Raw genomic sequence first — 16,908 nt, forward strand, 5'->3', positions numbered from 1 at the left:
GAAGTGACGACGGCCCGGAAAGCTCCCGGAGTCGGCGCTCATGGATCCCCTGGTCATGACTCCCCAGCCCGGCACCCGCCTGGTCCGTCACGCCGGCGACGTGCTCACCGTCCTCCTCCGCGGAGTTCCGCCGGGGTTTGGCGCCCGGCTGCGGACAAATCTCGGCCGCGCGGAGCGGGTTCGTGACGAGATCGTGCGCGCCCACTTTGAGCGCGTGCCGCTTGCGGGCGCGTCATGGCGGGATGTGCCGATGCGTCCCGATGGCGACGGCCTTTGGCGGGTGGATTTCCCGCTGTCGGAAGTCGGCTTTTTCAAGGCGAAGGCCCATGCCGTCAATGGGGACGGCATTCCGCTCTGGCCGCCCGGAGCCGATGTGGCCGTCAGCGTCCACCCCGCCTGGACCCGTAGCGGAAACATCATCTACTGCGCGTTCCCAAGGATGTTTGGTCCCAACAAGACCAAGCGAACGTCGGAGGATCCTGAGCTGGAGGCGCGCCTGCGAACGCTCGATGACCGCGGCTATTCGGTCATTCCTCCCGGGGGGACCCTGCGCGGACTGATTCGCGAGCTCCCGCACATCGTGGACACGCTGGGCTGCCGCATCCTCCATCTGCTGCCGATCAATCCGGTGCCCACGACGCTCGCGCGGTTCGGTCGGTTTGGCTCCCCCTACGCGCTGCAGCATCTCACGGCCGTGGATCCCGCGCTGGTGGAATTCGACCGGCGGAGCACCGGTCTGGAGCAGTTCGGCGAGCTGGCCTACGCGGTGCATTCCCGGGGGGCACGTCTGATGCTGGACGTGGTCATCAATCACACCGGCTGGGGCAGCCAGCTCTGGGAGGAGCACCCGGAATGGTTTGTCCGGCGTCCGGACGGCGAATTCGTCTCTCCGGGGGCGTGGGATGTCACCTGGGAGGACCTGGTGGAACTCGATCAGCGGCATCCCCGACTGTGGGAGCATGTCGCGGAGGCATTTCTAACCTGGTGTCGCCGGGGGGTGGACGGTTTCCGGTGTGATGCGGGGTACATGATTCCGACACCGGTATGGCAGTACATCACGGCGCGGGTACGCACGGAGTTTCCCGACACGCTGTTCCTGCTGGAGGGCCTCGGAGGCTCGTGGGAGGCGACGGAAGCCCTCCTGGGCGAGGGCGGAATGCAATGGGCCTACAGCGAGCTGTTTCAGAACTACAGCGGGCTTGCGGTGGGTGGCTATCTGGACCACAGCCTGCGGGTGGCCGGCAGCATCGGAACGCTGATCCATTACAGTGAGACCCACGACAACACCCGCCTGGCTGCACACGAGCGGGGTGCTGTTCCCCCGGAGACTCCGAATCGGGCGTGGTCACTCCTCCGCAACCGACTGTCCGCGCTGACCAGCATTGGCGGCGGCTTCGGGTTCACCAACGGCGTGGAATGGGGGGCAACGGAGCGGATCAACGTACACGGCGCGCGTGGCCTTGCCTGGGGCAGCGAGCCCAACCTCGTCCCCGAGTTGCAGCGGTTGAGCCGCCTGCTGCAGAATCACCCGAGCTTTGTGGACGGCGCCCGGTTGACGCGCATCAGCCCCGACGGATCCCCGGTCTACGCACTGCGGCGCGACGCCGCCGAGGGGCTCGATTCCGTCCTGGTGCTGGTGAATCTTGAGCCCACGCGAAGCGAGTCCATCAAGCTCTCACCTGACGTCTGGGGCGCCTTTGGCGGCGGGCGCAATGACCTGCTGGCGGCCGTCGCCGGTGCCCCGGCGGCCATCGAGCAACATGCGGGGCATGGGTGGGTGGAATTGGTCCTCGAGCCCGGGGCCGTCCATTGTCTCGCGTCCTCCTCCCGTCCCGTCGGCCTCTCCGGGGAAGCCTATCGCCGGGCCCGTGCCCAGGCCGACTGGGCGGTCACAGCCTTCGGGCGGATCGCCGGGGCGGAAGGGGAGGCATTGCCTGTGGAATGGACACCCTGGCAGCATGCCGCCGCCGCCGTGGAGGCGGATCCGGAGGCGGTGCTGGCAAAGGCATCGGGCATTCAGGAGGGCTATCGCCCGGTCATTCGCTGGAACTTCGAGGATTGCCGCCGGGTCACTCCCGTGCCTCCGGACCACTGGCTCCTTGTTCACGACCCGTTCCCGTTCCGGGCGCGCCTGAGCGGCAACGGGATCCGGCTTCAGCAGGTGGAGTCCGTGCCGTCCGGGACGGGATACATCGCCAGTTTCCCCCCGCGCAACCCGTCCGCCTCATCGGAGGCCACCGTGGATCTGGAGCGTTACGACGGCCCGCTCAGACGGGTGTCCGGACCGCTGCGGTACCTTGCGGCGAAACCGGTGTTTCAACCCTCGGGGCCTTCGCAATGCGCCGACGATCTGGTGCTGCTGACCAATGGGCGCGGAGGCATGGCCCGCCTGCGCCTCGACCTGGGCGCCATCCGGTCCAAGTACGACTGCCTGCTGGGGGCCAACCTGCATCCGCACGTGCCGGTGGACCGGCACGTTTTCGTCAAGCGGTTGCGGGTCTGGGCAAATGCCGACGGATTTATCACGCCGCTCAATCGGGAGAACCTCATCGCGTTCGAGCCCGGGCCGCCGGCCCATTGGCGGTTTGCCGCCAATGCGGGGGACGGCCGCGCGGTGGAGGTGCATCTGCTTGCGGACCTCCTCGAAGATCGAAACACGTTCCTTCTCCGATTTGTCCGTCTGGAAACCCCGCACGCGGTCCACCGCGCATGGCAACCGCTGCCCGGCGGGGCGCGCGTCGCGCTCATCGTCCGCCTGGATGTCGAGGACCGCAGCTTCCATGCGGAGACCAGGCGCAACAACGGGGCGGACCACTACTTCGCCACCGCCATCCAGCCCGTCGGGCCGGCGGCAACGGCCGGGATGTCCGATGGCGTGTATGACGGATTCGAGTTTCGCGCGGCCCCGGATCGGCGGTTGCTGGTGCGCGCCACCGGGGGCCGCTTTTTTCCGGGTCCGGAATGGTCGGTGAACATTCCGCATCCGGTGGAGGCGGGCCGGGGACAGGAGGGTGCGGGCGACGCCTACAGTCCGGGATGGTTCGAACTGGTGCTGCCGTCGGGCGGCGAGGCCACCCTCGAGGGCACGGCGGATCCGGCGCCACCGGATCCGGACCTTGTCGCCTCGGCGTTTGGGCGGCGCCTGGCCGCGATCAAGGAGACGTTGGACCGCGCCGAGGTCCCGATGACCGACGCGTTTGCCCGCCAGTTGGTGCTGGCCAGCTCTGCGTTCGTGGTGCGCCGGGATGACACCCGTTCGGTCATCGCGGGATATCCGTGGTTTCTGGACTGGGGACGCGACTCGTTGATTGCCGCCCGCGGGTTGCTGGCTGCCGGCCAGCGGGAGACGGTGCGCGAACTGCTGGTCACGTTCGGCCGCTTCGAGGAGTCGGGCACCCTTCCCAATTCAATTCACGGCCTCGATGCCTCGAATCGGGAGACCAGCGATGCGCCGTTGTGGTACGGCATGGTCGCCGGGGATCTGGCGTCCATGGAGCCGGGTCCGGGATCCGACCCCGCGGCGTCCTCCCCGGTCTACTCCATGGCTGTGGACAGCTCCGGTCGCACCGTGGCTTCGGTGCTTCGCTCCATCGCCTGTGGGTACCTGGCTGGCACACCGAATGGCATTTGTGTGGATGCCGACTCCGGGCTCGTGTGGAGTCCGGCGCACTTTACCTGGATGGACACCAATTATCCGGCCGGAACGCCGCGGGAGGGCTACCCGGTGGAGCTTCAGGCGTTGTGGATCCGCCTGCTGCGGCAGTTGGAGGCCCTGAAGGCGGCGCCCTGGGAGGGGCGGGGCGAAACCTGGGGTGATCTGGCGCGCCGGGTGGAGGACCGCTTTCACCAGTGCTTCTGGCTTGAGGAGCCCGGGTGGTTTGCCGACGTGCTGCTGGGTGGCCGGGACGTCCCGGCCCGGTCGGCAACGCCCAGCAATGCGCTTCGGAGCAATGCGGTGCTGCCAGTGGCGTTGGGCCTGGACCGGCATCCCGAATTCCATGCCCGTTCCCGGCGCCTGCTCGCGGCGGTTGCCCGGTATCTTGTGGTGCCGGGTGCGCTCCGGTCGCTGGCGCCGCTCCCGGTGAGCCCGCCATGGCCGGTGTATGGAAATCACGGGGAGCTGCTCAATGATCCAAACCGCCCGTACTGGTCGCGCTACGAGGGGGATGAGGACACCCGCCGGAAGCCGGCGTACCACAATGGCACCGCGTGGGTCTGGACATTCCCGGCATTCTGCGAGGCCCTGGTGCGGGCGTATCCGGGGGATCGGCGGGCCTGGGAGGCGGCGCGGGCGTATCTGGGCAGCACCGATCAACTGCTGGCCGGCGGCTGTCTCGGACATCTGCCGGAGATTGTGGACGGCGACGCACCGCATGAGCCTCGTGGCTGCGATGCCCAGGCATGGAGCGTGACGGAGGTGCTTCGTGTCTGGCGGTTGCTGGCGTCATCGTCACCGCCCTTCCCGGTGTGACCCCCCGAATTTACGCCCTCGGGTGGGCGGCCAGATAGGCCTTCCGGAGCCGTTCCGTGGACACATGGGTGTACACCTCGGTTGAGCTGAGCCGCGCATGCCCGAGCAACTCCTGCACGCTGCGCAGATCGGCGCCGCGATCCAGCAGGTGGGTCGCAAAGGTGTGCCGGAGCTTGTGTGGCGTGAGTTTCGGGTCGAGTCCCGCGGCCGCCAGGTAACACTTCAGCCGCTTCTGGATTTCGAGCGGGGTGACCGGTTGTGTCCGGTCCCGGCACCTGGCGAATGCGGGAGCTTCGGCCGATGCCGGCAGGCCCACGGATTTCCACAGCGCTTCAATCGCCGCCACGGCGGGACGGCCCAGTGGGATCAGACGTTCGCGCCGGCCCTTGCCCCGAACCCTCAGGACACGCTCCTGCAGATCCACGTCGCCCGCCTGCAACCCGCAGGCCTCGCTGATCCTCAAGCCGGAGGAATACATCGCCTCCAGGAGGGCCGCGTCCCGAAGGAAGGGCATCGGGTCGGTGTCCGGACGCGACTTCCGTTCCCGCGCCAGCTCACGAAGTGGCGCCGCCAGCAGGGAATCCGTCTGGGCGACGGACAGGAAAACGGGCAGTCGCCGGTCCGGTTTTGGCAGGGCGAGGTGCCGGAGCGGCAGATCCCGGACCAGGCCCTCGCGCATCAGGAATCGGTAGAAGGTGCGCAGCGCGCTGAATCGCAGATGCACCGGAGATCGTGCCAGGTTCCGGCGTCCGAGACCGCGGAGGTAGCGCCGAAAGGTGTCCCGACCCAGCGCCGGCCAGTCGGCTGGCCGGCCCTCGACCTCCAGGTGCCATGCTGAAAACTCCCGGAGCGCCTGCAGGTAGTTCCGCGAGGTGTAGGGCGAGACGTTCCGGCCCGTTTCCAGATCCCGCCGGAAGCGCTCCACGAGGGGATCCAGCGGCGCCGGGAGGGGCCCCTCAGGTCCAGTCGTAGTCATTGGCGACCTGGTGCGCGAGGCGCTCCAGCCAAAGCGCCGCGTTCTTCCGGGCCTCGGTCGGATTCGTCAGCGTCGGGGTGATGGCATGGACGGAATGGAACAGCCGGTCAGCCATCTGGGTCTTTGCGGCCCCCTCGATGACTCCCGCGAAGCCGACACAGCGCTTTCCGAGCGCATGGCAGCGCTGGGCGAGTCTTCCGGTGCCTTTCCCCATCAGTGTCTGACGGTCAATCATGCCCTCGCCGGTCAACACCACGTCGGCCTTCGCCAGCTTGTCCTCGATGCGTGAGTGAAGGGCGAAGATTTCAAAACCCGGCTCCAGCCTCGCCCCGAAGAATGCCTTGAGTCCAAATCCCAACCCGCCGGCGGCACCGGCGCCGGGATCCGACGCCACGTCATAGCCGTGTTGTTCCGCCGCCTTGGCGGCCAGCTTTTCCAGCGCCACCTCCGCCACGGAGAACTGCGTCATGAGCAGCCCCTTTTGGGGGCCGTAGATCCGGGTGCACCCGTTGAGCCCAAGCAGGGTGTTGTCCACGTCCACCGCCACCACGAATTCCACGCCCAGGATGGGGTCCATGGGGGGCAACCAGCGGGTCAGCTTGTTGAGCTTGACCCATTTTTCGATGGGCTGGTCCCGGTCATCGAAGAACCTCCAGCCCACCGATCGGGCGAGGCCGAAGCCCCCGTCGTTGGTGGCACTGCCGCCAATGCCCATCAGGATCGTCTGCGCACCCGCCGCCACCGCCGCCTGGACCAGCGGGCCGAGCCCGCGGGTGTCGAGTTCAAATGGGTGAAACCGGTTGGGTGGCAGGAGTGCCAGGCCGATGCTCTGGGCGGCCTCGAGGATCGCAAGCCGTTGTTCGGCCTGCCACCACCACCGGGCGCCAATGGGGCGTCCGGCGGCATCCACGGTGGCCGTGACGCACTCGGCTGCGCCCACGAGCGCGGCCAGGATTTCCCCAAAGCCATCCCCCCCGTCGCTCATGGGGAGCATCTCCATCTCATCCTGGGGCCGTGCCCCCCACCAGCCGTTGACTATGGCCCCGGCGGCCTCCTGGGCGGACAAAGTCCCCTTGAACTTGTCCGGAACCACAAGGACGCGCAACGACATGCCGACGACGGTAGGAATCTCGGCCGTCCGGCATCAACGTCCATTTCATACGGTCCGCATCAGGGATTTACCATGGACAGGCCTCCCGTCTTCAGCAGGCCGTGTTGTGGCTGGTCCATCGGCGACAACGTTGGGTGCCGGTCGGGCGAAGCGGCAGCCTTCATTCTGGATCGTGCGACTGGGTGCGGGGGAGGTGGCATGCGCCCGGGTGGACGTCCGAGGACCGATGCCCCGTCCTGGAAACCCACGGGGTCCCGCCGCCGTTGCGGTGGAATTCGACGAGGGCACCTGCGGCACCTCAAAAGCGCTTCCGGGCGGCGCGACGCAGGGTCTCCGACGGTCTTTCGCCAAACAGTTGACGGTATTCGACGGCGAAGCGGCCCAACTCCGTGAAACCGTGATTCGTCGCCAAGTCGGTGACCCGTGACCGGGCCGGATCGGCCGCCACCAAAGCCAGATGGACGGCATTCATCCGCTGGAGTCGGAGGAAGCGTGCCGGTGGAAGGTCCGAGCACTGTCGAAACGCCGTCTCAAGGCTCCGAAGGCTGACGCCGATGCTCCTGGCCAGAGTTGCCGGCCGAAACGAATCGCCGGCATCTGCACAGGCATCCAGGGCCCGCCGGAAGACGGCACGCGCCCGGACCGGGTATCGCTCCCGTACGAGGTCCTGCGGGTCGCCAAAGTTGACGAGGCTGGCGGCCAATTCGGTCACGAGATCGGTCATGGCGTCCGCCCGCCGGAGGATCTGTCGCCAGGCATCTCTGAGGTCCCGCCAGCGGTCTGCGGAATACTGCTTGAATCGGTGTCCTGCGGGGAAAGTCCGCTCGGGGGGCAGTCCGGACAACGTTGTGTAGGCTTCCCGGAATGGCGCGGTTGGGACCATGGCGCACAACGTCCGGCCGCCGGGTTGGAACAACATCTCCAGTTCCGTCCTGCTTCGCGTGTACCCCAGCCCATGATGTGGAAGATCCTCTCCGATCCACCGGCCCCCGAGCTCCGGCCGACAGGGAATTCCGAAAACAAAAAAATCGCCGGCGGGCGAACCTTGGATGAATAGCTTGATCCCGTACTGTTCCTCGTAAAGCACCGCCTGACCGTCCGTGACATACCGGCACCACCACGGAGAGGCCGGTGCCGTCAACTGGTCGTGTTCGCAGTCCCAGAATTCGGCCAATCCGGCGATGTAGTCCGAAAGATCCGCGAAGCGGATTCTGCCCCTCACGATGGGAAGCGTCCGGGAACCTTTCAGCATTTCTGCGCAAAATGCATAGTGGCGATGGGGCAAACAAGTGAGAAGTGCGCCGCTCTGACGGTATTCAGAAATAAATGCCGCTACGACGTGAGTGCCCTCCCACGCGTTCCTCTCCGGGCCGCGACCCGAATCCTTCCGGATTTCGATCGCCGCCTCCGATGAGGTCGGACAGGCATCGGTGACGGCGGACGGTCAGACCGCTCGCTTCGCCTCCCAAAGACTCAATGGCTTCGCGCCGATGAAAGTTCGGCACGCGTTGATCAATCAGAGTCAATTAGTTTATTTTATTCATGAAGTGAAGTTGAAGGATGATATGCAAGTGATCAGAGAAACCAGCCGTGCCTGCGTCGTGGCCGGGGCCGGCCTGCGGGCCGTCGTGACGCTCGGGTTGATCGCAGGGTCCGTCTTCGGCGGACTGGCTCAAGGGATCGTCCAGGAGTTTTTTGTCCCGATGCCGGAGGCACAGATCCGGCAATACTTCCTGACGTTGGCCCCGGGGACGGGGTCCACCATTGATTCGATTGTATCGGTGGTCACTCCGGTTCCGGGATCCCGGATCGTGTACGATCACTGGGAGGACGGGTACGAGATTGACCTCAACGCCCCGGCTCAGCCGTCAACGGAGGTCTGGGGAGACGGCAATGATGCGAACGGCAAGCCCCCGGGCTATGCAAGCGACCCCCTTGGATTTCCCGCCGGGAGTGTGATCAGCCTCCGCAATCTGGTCCCTCTGCCCCGGAATCCCTCCGCCCTTGTGTTTGACGGCCGCGATCGGATCGGGGCCTCCCAGGCCATCGTGATGTCCCGGTCGGCATGGGCCACGGCTCCCGGTCCGCTCCTCGCGGACTCCGTGGAGGTGCCGTCCACGTTCGACTACGGAACACAGTTCATCATCCCGGTCGGCCAGGACGTCATCTTTCCGTCTCCCCTGTCGGCTTCCATGTTTGAACAGTGCGCCCTGATGATCCAGGCGGCACAAAACGGCACCGTCGTGCTCCTTGATGCCGATGCCAATGGCTCGCCGGAGATCAGCGTGACGCTCAATCGGGGCGAGTCGTACCTGTTGCCGGGGGGCGTGCGCAAGGGAGCCACCGTCGCGGCCTCCAAACCGGTCCAGGTGCAGCTCCTGACGGGCGACATCGGTGCCAACTACGAGAGCCGGTGGTTCACCATCCCATCGCTGGATGTCTGGGGCTCGGAGTACTACGCGCCCGTGGGGACGGCTTCCAACGGGGATTCCACCTACGTCTTCTTTTTCAATCCCCACCCGGCTCCGATCACGATCAATTTCACCACGCGCAACGGAAGCGGTTCGTTCTCGATTCCGGCGTCGAACACCAACGTGTTCCTGATGCCCCAGAATTCCGGAGCCCGCTTCGTGAACCAAGGTGGACAGACCTTTTACGGCATTGCAACCGTTGGCGCCTCGCCCACGAGGAACAACGTTCATGATTGGGGATACAGTCTGGTGCCGACGGTCAATCTGACCACCGAGATGGTCGTCGGGTGGGGACCGGGCAGCGAGAATCTCACCCAGAATGGGAGCCCGGCCTGGGTGGCCGCCATCCAGGCCACCACGCTTTATGTGGACTACAATGGAGACCGGGCGGGCCCGCTGACTGACCCGCTGGGGGGCAAGTACGATGTGGCCTACTCAGTGAGCCCCTTGGAGGTGATCCGGATCTACGAACCGGATCGCGACCAGACCGGTCTCCGGGTCTACACGCTGGACGGGACGCTGGTCACCGGCGCCTGGGGTCAGGACCCCGCCGTTGCCGGTCCCGCACTTCCGTTCCTTGACGTTGGGAACACGATTCAGAATTTCCCGCTGCCGGTGCTCTCAAAGTCGGTGAGGATCCTGCCCCCCGGCGGTCCCGTCCCGGCAATTGGTGACACGGTGGAGTACTCGATCACCCTTGAAAACAGGGGGATCATTGCCCTCTCGGCTGTCTCCGTTGTGGACTTGCCACCGGCAACGGGGCTTGCGTACGTGCCCAACAGCACGACGCGGGACGGATCGGCGATACCGGACTCCGCAAGCGGCACGCCGTTCCCTCTTGATGAGGGCCTCACAATTCCAATTCTGCTGCGTCGCAGCAGCACGGAGATCCGCTATCGGATGACCATCGCGGCGACCGGCCAGTTCAAGAACGTGGCGGTGACGAGCATCCCCGGAGTGAGCACCGAACACGTCTTGAATGTTCCCGGGGCGGTGCCGACTCCGTGCAGCCTGAACTTCACCGACGCTGGGGGCGGCCCCACGCAGTACCTGGCCGGTTCGCCCGTGTACGTCTCGCTGGCGGATCCGGATGCGAACTTGAATCCGGCGGCACCCGACACTGTGGTGGTTTACGTGGAGAACTTGGTCACCGGCGATGTCGAACCCGTGACACTGACCGAAACGGGAAACGCGACGGGCATGTTCCGCAACCTCGCACCGCTGCCGACGTCGACGACTTCCGGAGGTCTCATTGGGGACGGAGTGCTCTTTGTACTTCCGGGGAACCTGATCAGCGTCCGGTACACCGATCCACAGTTTGGGGACACCTGCTCCGCCACGGCGGGCATCTTCATCGCGAGCAATCTGAAGCAGCTCTACCTGATGTCGGACGGATCGGACGGAGATGCCACGGGTGCGCTCAACCGGGTGGACCCTGTGGCGTCGGGTGCCGCGTCCACTCTCGTCACCGGTCTCATCCCAACGAGCACCTCCAATGTCTCGTTCACCACCACGGGGAGCACCCCCTGGGTTGTGCCGGCAGGAGTGACTTTGGTGACGGTGAAAGCTTGGGGTGCTGGCGGTGGCGGCGGCGGGGGAGGCGGGACGTCCGGGAGGACCGGAGGGGCCGGAGGAGGAGGTGGATTCGCCCAGGCGAACATATCTGTGACCCCTGGCGAGTCCTTGACGGTGGGAGTCGGCGGCGGGGGGAGCGCCGGAACCCACGTCACGAGTTCAACCTCCGGGACGGGTGGCGGCGGCGGGGGTCGTTCAGACCTTCGTCGAGGATCCACGGTTTTGATTGCCGCTGCTGGCGGTGGCGGTGGCGGTGGCGGTGACGACCAGAATACCAGCGGAATCCCGCTGGGCGGTCCGGGAGGCGCGGGGGGGGGGGCCACCGGCGTTGCGGGAACGACCGGTGGCGGAACGAGCACCGGCGGCGGCGCGGGTACATCAAGCGCCGGTGGTGCCGGTGGCGGCAGTTCGACCACTGCCGGGAGTACCGGATCCTCGCTGACCGGCGGTGCGGGCGGGGAGGCAGGCACCACGGGCACATCGGCAACCGGAGGCGCTCTGGGAGGTGGTGTTGGTGGACGGACAACCAGCGGACGGGCAGGTGGCGGTGGCGGTGGTGGCGGGCATTTCGGCGGGGGCGGTGGAAGTGCTGCAGGAGCCGCGAGTGTTTCTGGCGCCGGCGGCGGCGGCGGTTCCGGTCTGGCTTCCGGAGGCACCCTGGCTTCCGGCAGCGGCCAGAACGCAGGAAACAACGCAGACGCAGCCTACGCAGATACTGCCGGACGCGGTGGGAACGGGGGCGCCTTGGGTGCCAACGGCCAGGCGGGAAACCCGGGACGCGTGGTCATCAGCTACGTGACCGGGAACTCGGTGACGTTCACCCAGACACCCACCTTCTGTTCCAGCTTTGCAATGCCGTCGGGCCAAACGGTCACCATCAAGGCGTATTACTCGATGGTCAGCGGCACGATTGGAACGGCTGTCGGCGCCTCACTCAGATATGGCGCGACGACCTTTTTCAGCGCCTCATCCGCGACCACGGGCTCCGACGCCAACGGCACCTTTCTCCAATGGAGTGGCCCGCTGGCCGGTGCCGTGAACATAGCCGCCGGACAGGCCATCACCCTGGAAGTCACCTCCAACTTGCCCGCTGGCAATTCGTTCCGGATCCAGTATGGCAGCAGTTCGAAGCCGTCCTTGATCTCGCTGCCTGCCACCACGGTCATCACCGTGACCTCGTTGGCGGTGTACGATGCGCCGTACCCGGGGGGCATTCCTGTCCCGGCCGCCGCAAACGGGCAAACGCTGTATGTGCGGGCGGAGGTCTCCGATCCGTTTGGGGCGTACGACATCACGAGCCTGCCGTTCAGCATTGCCGGTCCCCCCGGTTTTGGGGGCCTTTCAGGAACTCTCACCGATGCCAGCGTGGTTGCGAGCACCGCATGCTCCAAGACCTACCAGTACCTGTGGCAGACCGGTTCGATCCCCGGCGCCTATACGGTTGCGGTCACGGCGAAGGAGGGCTTGGAGAACGCGGTCACCGATCAACGGTCCACAACCGTCTCCTTGAGTCCGCTCGACCTCGGGACGCCATGCACCAGCCAGTTCACCGGTACCGACAATGGCACGCCCGCGTCATCGTTTGCTCCGAACTCGCCGATCTGGATCCGGGTGACCGATCTGGACCAGAACCTGAATTCGTCAGCGATCGAGTCGCTTGCCGTGACGGTGTCCAGCACCGGGGGTGACTCCGAGACGGTCACCCTTCTTGAAACGGGGCCTGCAACAGGTGTGTTTACCGGCTCTGTGAGCTCCAGCACGGTCCTGGGCGTCGGCGTCAACAACGGCACGTTGTTTGCCCCCGAGGGCAGTCTCCTCACGTTGACGTATGTTGACCCTGACGATCCGCTGGATCCGTGCTCGGCGACCGCCGTGATCCCGGGTGCCTCCGGGGGACCCTCGGGGCTCATTGTGAAGGAGCGTCTGGTACCCGCAGACGGGGTCGCCCTGGTCGGCGAATCCGTGGTGTACCGGTTGCAGGTGGCGAATGTTGGAAATGCCACGGCGACGACGGTCGTCCTGACGGACACGTTCCCCCCGACCCATCTGCAGTTTGTGGCTGCCAGCATTTCGCCCAGCAGCACGTCGCCGGCCGGGACCATAACTTGGAACAACATCGGACCCATCCCGGCGGGGGGCATCGCCAATGTGACGGTTGAATTTCTGGCCATTGCCGCCGGATTTGAGGTGGCCAACTCCGCGGCTGTCAGCGGCGGGCTCATTGCCGGCCCAGCGTCGGTTCCCGTGGATATCACGGACCCGCGTCAACAGTTGACCAAGGTCCGCCTGGACCCGCCGTCGGGAGTGATCGCGATCGGGGACCTCCAGTCGTTCAGGATTAGCGTCAGGAACATCGGCAACACGGCGATCGCCCGGCTTCCGTTGACGGACACCTTCAGCATGGCCTGCTGGGAGTACGTGACTGCCAGCCCGGCTCCCGACGCAATCGGCGCCGGCTTGATTCTCTGGGAGGACCTGACTGGTGCTGGTAACCTCGCCGTGGGTGAGTCCCTCAGCGTGGATGTGACCCTGAGGGCCGTGGGCAACTGCGATCCCGCCGAGAACATTGCGGCGGCCGAATTCTCAGTGGACATCAATGGGAACCCCGTTCCTCCGGTGACGTCCACTGCGGATGCCGTCACCCGGGCCGCAGCCATCAGCGGATTCGTGTTTGCTGAGGATGATGTTCCAGGGTTCAGCCCGGGCGATCAACCCCTGCCGGGGGTGATTGTCCGCCTCTTTCAGGATCCGGTGGGCAACGGCAGTCCTGCCGACTGGGTGCTGGTTGACGTCACGATGACCGACGCGAACGGCTACTACGAGTTCCTGAATCTTGCCCTAGGGAGCTACTTCGTGGTGGAAGAGGATCCCTTCGGCTATGTCAGTGTTGCGGACACTGCGGGTCCGAATGACAACTTGATTCCGGTTAAGGTGGTCGCATTGAAGGAGTATCCGGGGAACAACTTCCTGGATGACCTGGCGCGCTTCACGGACATCGGGATGATCGCCCTGGAGAAAGCGGCGAGTCCGTGGGTCTACACGGCGGCGGGTCAGACGATCACATACACATTCACGGTGACCAATCCAGGGACGGTGCCATTGTCGTCCGTGATGGTGGGCGATTCGAAAACCAGCCCACCGGTATATCAGTCGGGCGACACCAACAACGACGGAAGGCTGGATGTGAACGAGACGTGGATTTTCACCGCCAGTTATCAGATCACGACGGCGGACGTCGCGGCGGGGACTCTCTTGAATGTGGCCAAGGTGGTCGGGAGCGACCCATACGGACGGAGCGTGGGTGACACGGACGACGCGACCGTGCAGTTGGGGAAGTCCGGGATCGTTCTTGAGAAGACGGCCGATCCGCTGACCTTCACAGCGGCGGGGCAGGTGATCACGTACACCTTTGCAGTGAGCAATCCGGGCACGGTGCCGCTGGGGACGGTGACGGTGAGCGATCCGACGACGACGGTGCCGGTGTATGTGTCCGGGGACACGAACAGCGACGGGTACCTGGATGTGGACGAGACGTGGACCTACACGGCCACGTATGAGATCCAGCCGGCGGATGTGACGGCGGGGTCGGTGCCGAACACGGCGACGGCGAGTGCGACCGATCCGTACAACACACCGGTGCAGGACACCGATGAGGCGACGGTGACGTACACGCCGGCGGCGATTGCACTGGTGAAGAGTGCGAGTCCGCAGACCTACACGACGGCGGGGCAGGTGATCACGTACACCTTTGCGGTGAGCAACGCGGGCACGGTGCCGCTGGGGACGGTGACGGTGAGCGATCCGACGACGACGGTGCCGGTGTATGTGTCCGGGGACGCGAACAGCGACGGGTACCTGGATGTGGACGAGACGTGGACGTACACGGCGAGCTACACGATCCAGCCGGGCGACGTGGCGGCGGGCAGTGTGTTGAACACGGCGGTGGCCAGTGCGGTGGATCCGTACAACACACCGGTGCAGGACACCGATGAGGAGACGGTGACGTACACGCCGGCGGCGATTGCACTGGTGAAGAGTGCGAGTCCGCAGACCTACACGGCGGCGGGCCAGGTGATCACGTACACCTTTGCGGTGGGCAATCCGGGCACGGTGCCGCTGGGGACGGTGACGGTGAGCGATCCGACGACGACGACACCGGTGTATGTGTCCGGGGACACGAACAGCGACGGGTACCTGGATGTGGACGAGACGTGGACGTACACGGCGAGCTACACGATCCAGCCGGGCGACGTGGCGGCGGGCAGTGTGTTGAACACGGCGGTGGCCAGTGCGGTCGATCCGTACAATACACCGGTGCAGGACAGCGACGAGGCGACGGTGACGTACACGCCGGCGGCGATTGCACTGGTGAAGAGTGCGAGTCCGCAGACCTACACGGCGGCGGGCCAGGTGATCACGTACACCTTCGCGGTGAGCAATCCGGGCACGGTGCCGCTGGGAACGGTGACGGTGAGTGATCCGACGACGACGACACCGGTGTATGTGTCCGGGGACACGAACACGGACGGGTACCTGGATGTGGACGAGACGTGGACCTATACGGCGGGCTACACGATCCAGCCGGCGGATGTGACGGCGGGGTCGGTGCCGAACACGGCGACCGCGAACGCGACCGATCCGTACAATGCACCGGTGCAGGACAGCGACGATGAGACGGTGACGTACGCGCCGGCAGCGATTGCACTGGTGAAGACGGCAAGTCCGCAGATCTACAGCGCGGCAGGGCAGACGATCACGTACACGTTCCTGGTGACGAACCCGGGCACGGTGCCGCTGGGGACGGTCACAGTGAGTGATCCGACGACGACGGTGCCGGTGTATGTGTCCGGGGACACGAACAGCGACGGGTACCTGGATGTGGACGAGACGTGGACCTACACGGCGAGCTACACGATCCAGCCGGCGGATGTGACGGCGGGGTCGGTGCCGAACACGGCGACGGCGAGTGCGACCGATCCGTACAATGCACCGGTGCAGGACAGCGACGATGAGACGGTGACGTACGCGCCGGCAGCGATTGCACTGGTGAAGACGGCAAGTCCGCAGATCTACAGCGCGGCGGGGCAGACGATCACGTACACGTTCCTGGTGACGAACCCGGGCACGGTGCCGTTGTCGGCGGTGCAGTTGGTTGACTCCAAGACGACGCCCCCGGCGTATGTGGGGGGAGACACGAACAACGACGGGACGCTGGATGTGGACGAGACGTGGACGTACACGGCGACCTACCAGATCACGGCGGCCGACGTGACGGCGGGGAGTGTGCCGAACACGGCGAAGGTCAACGGGAAGGATCCGTACGACCGGACGGTGCAGGATACGGACGACGAGGAGGTGAGGTATGAGCCCTCTCAGACCTTCAGCATCGGGAATCGGGTGTTTCTTGATGCGGGTGCCGGAGGGGGCTCTCCCAATAACGGGATCCAGGATGGTGCGGAGCCGGGCATTGAGGGTGTGATCCTCAACCTGTACCAGGCGGACGGGGTTGGTGCTCCCACCGGGTTGGTGCTTCAGAGCACCACCACGGACGTCGGTGGCTGGTACCGTTTCGACGGGCTGGATGCGGGGACATACGTGGTGGTGGTAGATGTGGAGAGTTCGTTTGCATCACTCATCGGCTTGCAGAGCAGCAGTGGAGCCAGCACGGACTTCACGCTCGCGGACGATCTTCTCGATCATGGGTTGGACATGCCGCTTGGAACCGACTCTGTGCTGCCGGGAGGGATTGCGAGCAGTGCGGTGACGGTTGGAATGCAATTGCAGCCAACCGGTGAGGCGATCTTTGGCACGGGCGCGGGGGCCAATGGGCCGGAGGGCGATGCCAGCGACAACCTGGTGGTGGACTTCGGGTTCTACCCGCCTCCTCCCACGGCCGTGGAGTTGGCCTACTTCCAGATTGAAATTGCCGCGGATGGCCTTGCGCAGTTGGCCTGGGTCACCCTGGTGGAGCGGGATACGCTCGGCTTCCGTCTGGAACGTTTCTGGCCGGGAGAGGGTTGGTGGCCGCTGTTTGACGGCGTGATCCCGGCGGAGGGCGACGGGGTGCGTCCCCAGTTCTACTCCTTCCCCGATCCGACTCCGTTCGAAGCGGACGCGGTGGCGTACCGGTTGATCGAAGTGGACCTCGCCGGGGAAGAACACCCGGTGGCGGAACTTCACGCGGACCTTCGCTCGGGTGACGTCAACGTGTTTCAATGATGCGGGCCCGAAGGAATCGCCCCCGGTGGGCCCGGCTCCTCATGGCGCCGCCGGGTGGGTGCGGAGGTCCTGAACCATGTTGACT

The 16,908-nt window shown here is 65.6% G+C and carries 5 protein-coding genes; 2 read left to right on the forward strand and 3 right to left on the reverse strand.

Annotation, left to right across the window (positions count from 1 at the left end; genetic code table 11):
* Positions 1-40: 40 nt before the first annotated feature.
* Positions 41-4,471 (forward strand): glycogen debranching enzyme N-terminal domain-containing protein, encoded by a 4,431-nt coding sequence (locus tag KF791_02920; GenBank protein ID MBX3731528.1) that lies wholly within the window; start codon positions 41-43, stop codon positions 4,469-4,471.
* 10 nt (positions 4,472-4,481) lie between these two features.
* Here the strand turns inward: KF791_02920 and KF791_02925 are convergent, their stop codons facing one another.
* The 3 genes from KF791_02925 to KF791_02935 all read right to left on the reverse strand — a co-directional run bounded on the left by KF791_02925 (position 4,482) and on the right by KF791_02935 (position 7,810).
* On the reverse strand, positions 4,482-5,447 hold the full coding sequence (locus KF791_02925) for a tyrosine-type recombinase/integrase (GenBank protein ID MBX3731529.1): 966 nt from the start codon (positions 5,445-5,447) through the stop codon (positions 4,482-4,484).
* A complete protein-coding gene (locus KF791_02930) occupies positions 5,428-6,558 on the reverse strand; it encodes a glycerate kinase (protein MBX3731530.1) in 1,131 nt (376 codons plus the stop codon). The genes KF791_02925 and KF791_02930 overlap by 20 nt, the downstream gene beginning before the upstream one ends.
* Before the next feature lie 298 nt (positions 6,559-6,856).
* The gene (locus tag KF791_02935; GenBank protein ID MBX3731531.1) at positions 6,857-7,810 is read right to left on the reverse strand and encodes an AraC family transcriptional regulator; all 954 of its coding nucleotides are present in this window, start codon (positions 7,808-7,810) and stop codon (positions 6,857-6,859) included.
* A 313-nt stretch (positions 7,811-8,123) separates the two neighbouring features.
* On the opposite strand from KF791_02935, the gene KF791_02940 reads away from it, so the two are divergent.
* Positions 8,124-16,823 (forward strand): DUF11 domain-containing protein, encoded by an 8,700-nt coding sequence (locus KF791_02940; protein ID MBX3731532.1) that lies wholly within the window; start codon positions 8,124-8,126, stop codon positions 16,821-16,823.
* The last annotated feature ends 85 nt before the right edge of the window (positions 16,824-16,908 follow it).

This window comes from Verrucomicrobiia bacterium (assembly GCA_019634635.1).
In the GTDB taxonomy this organism is placed as follows: Bacteria; Verrucomicrobiota; Verrucomicrobiia; order Limisphaerales; family UBA9464; genus UBA9464.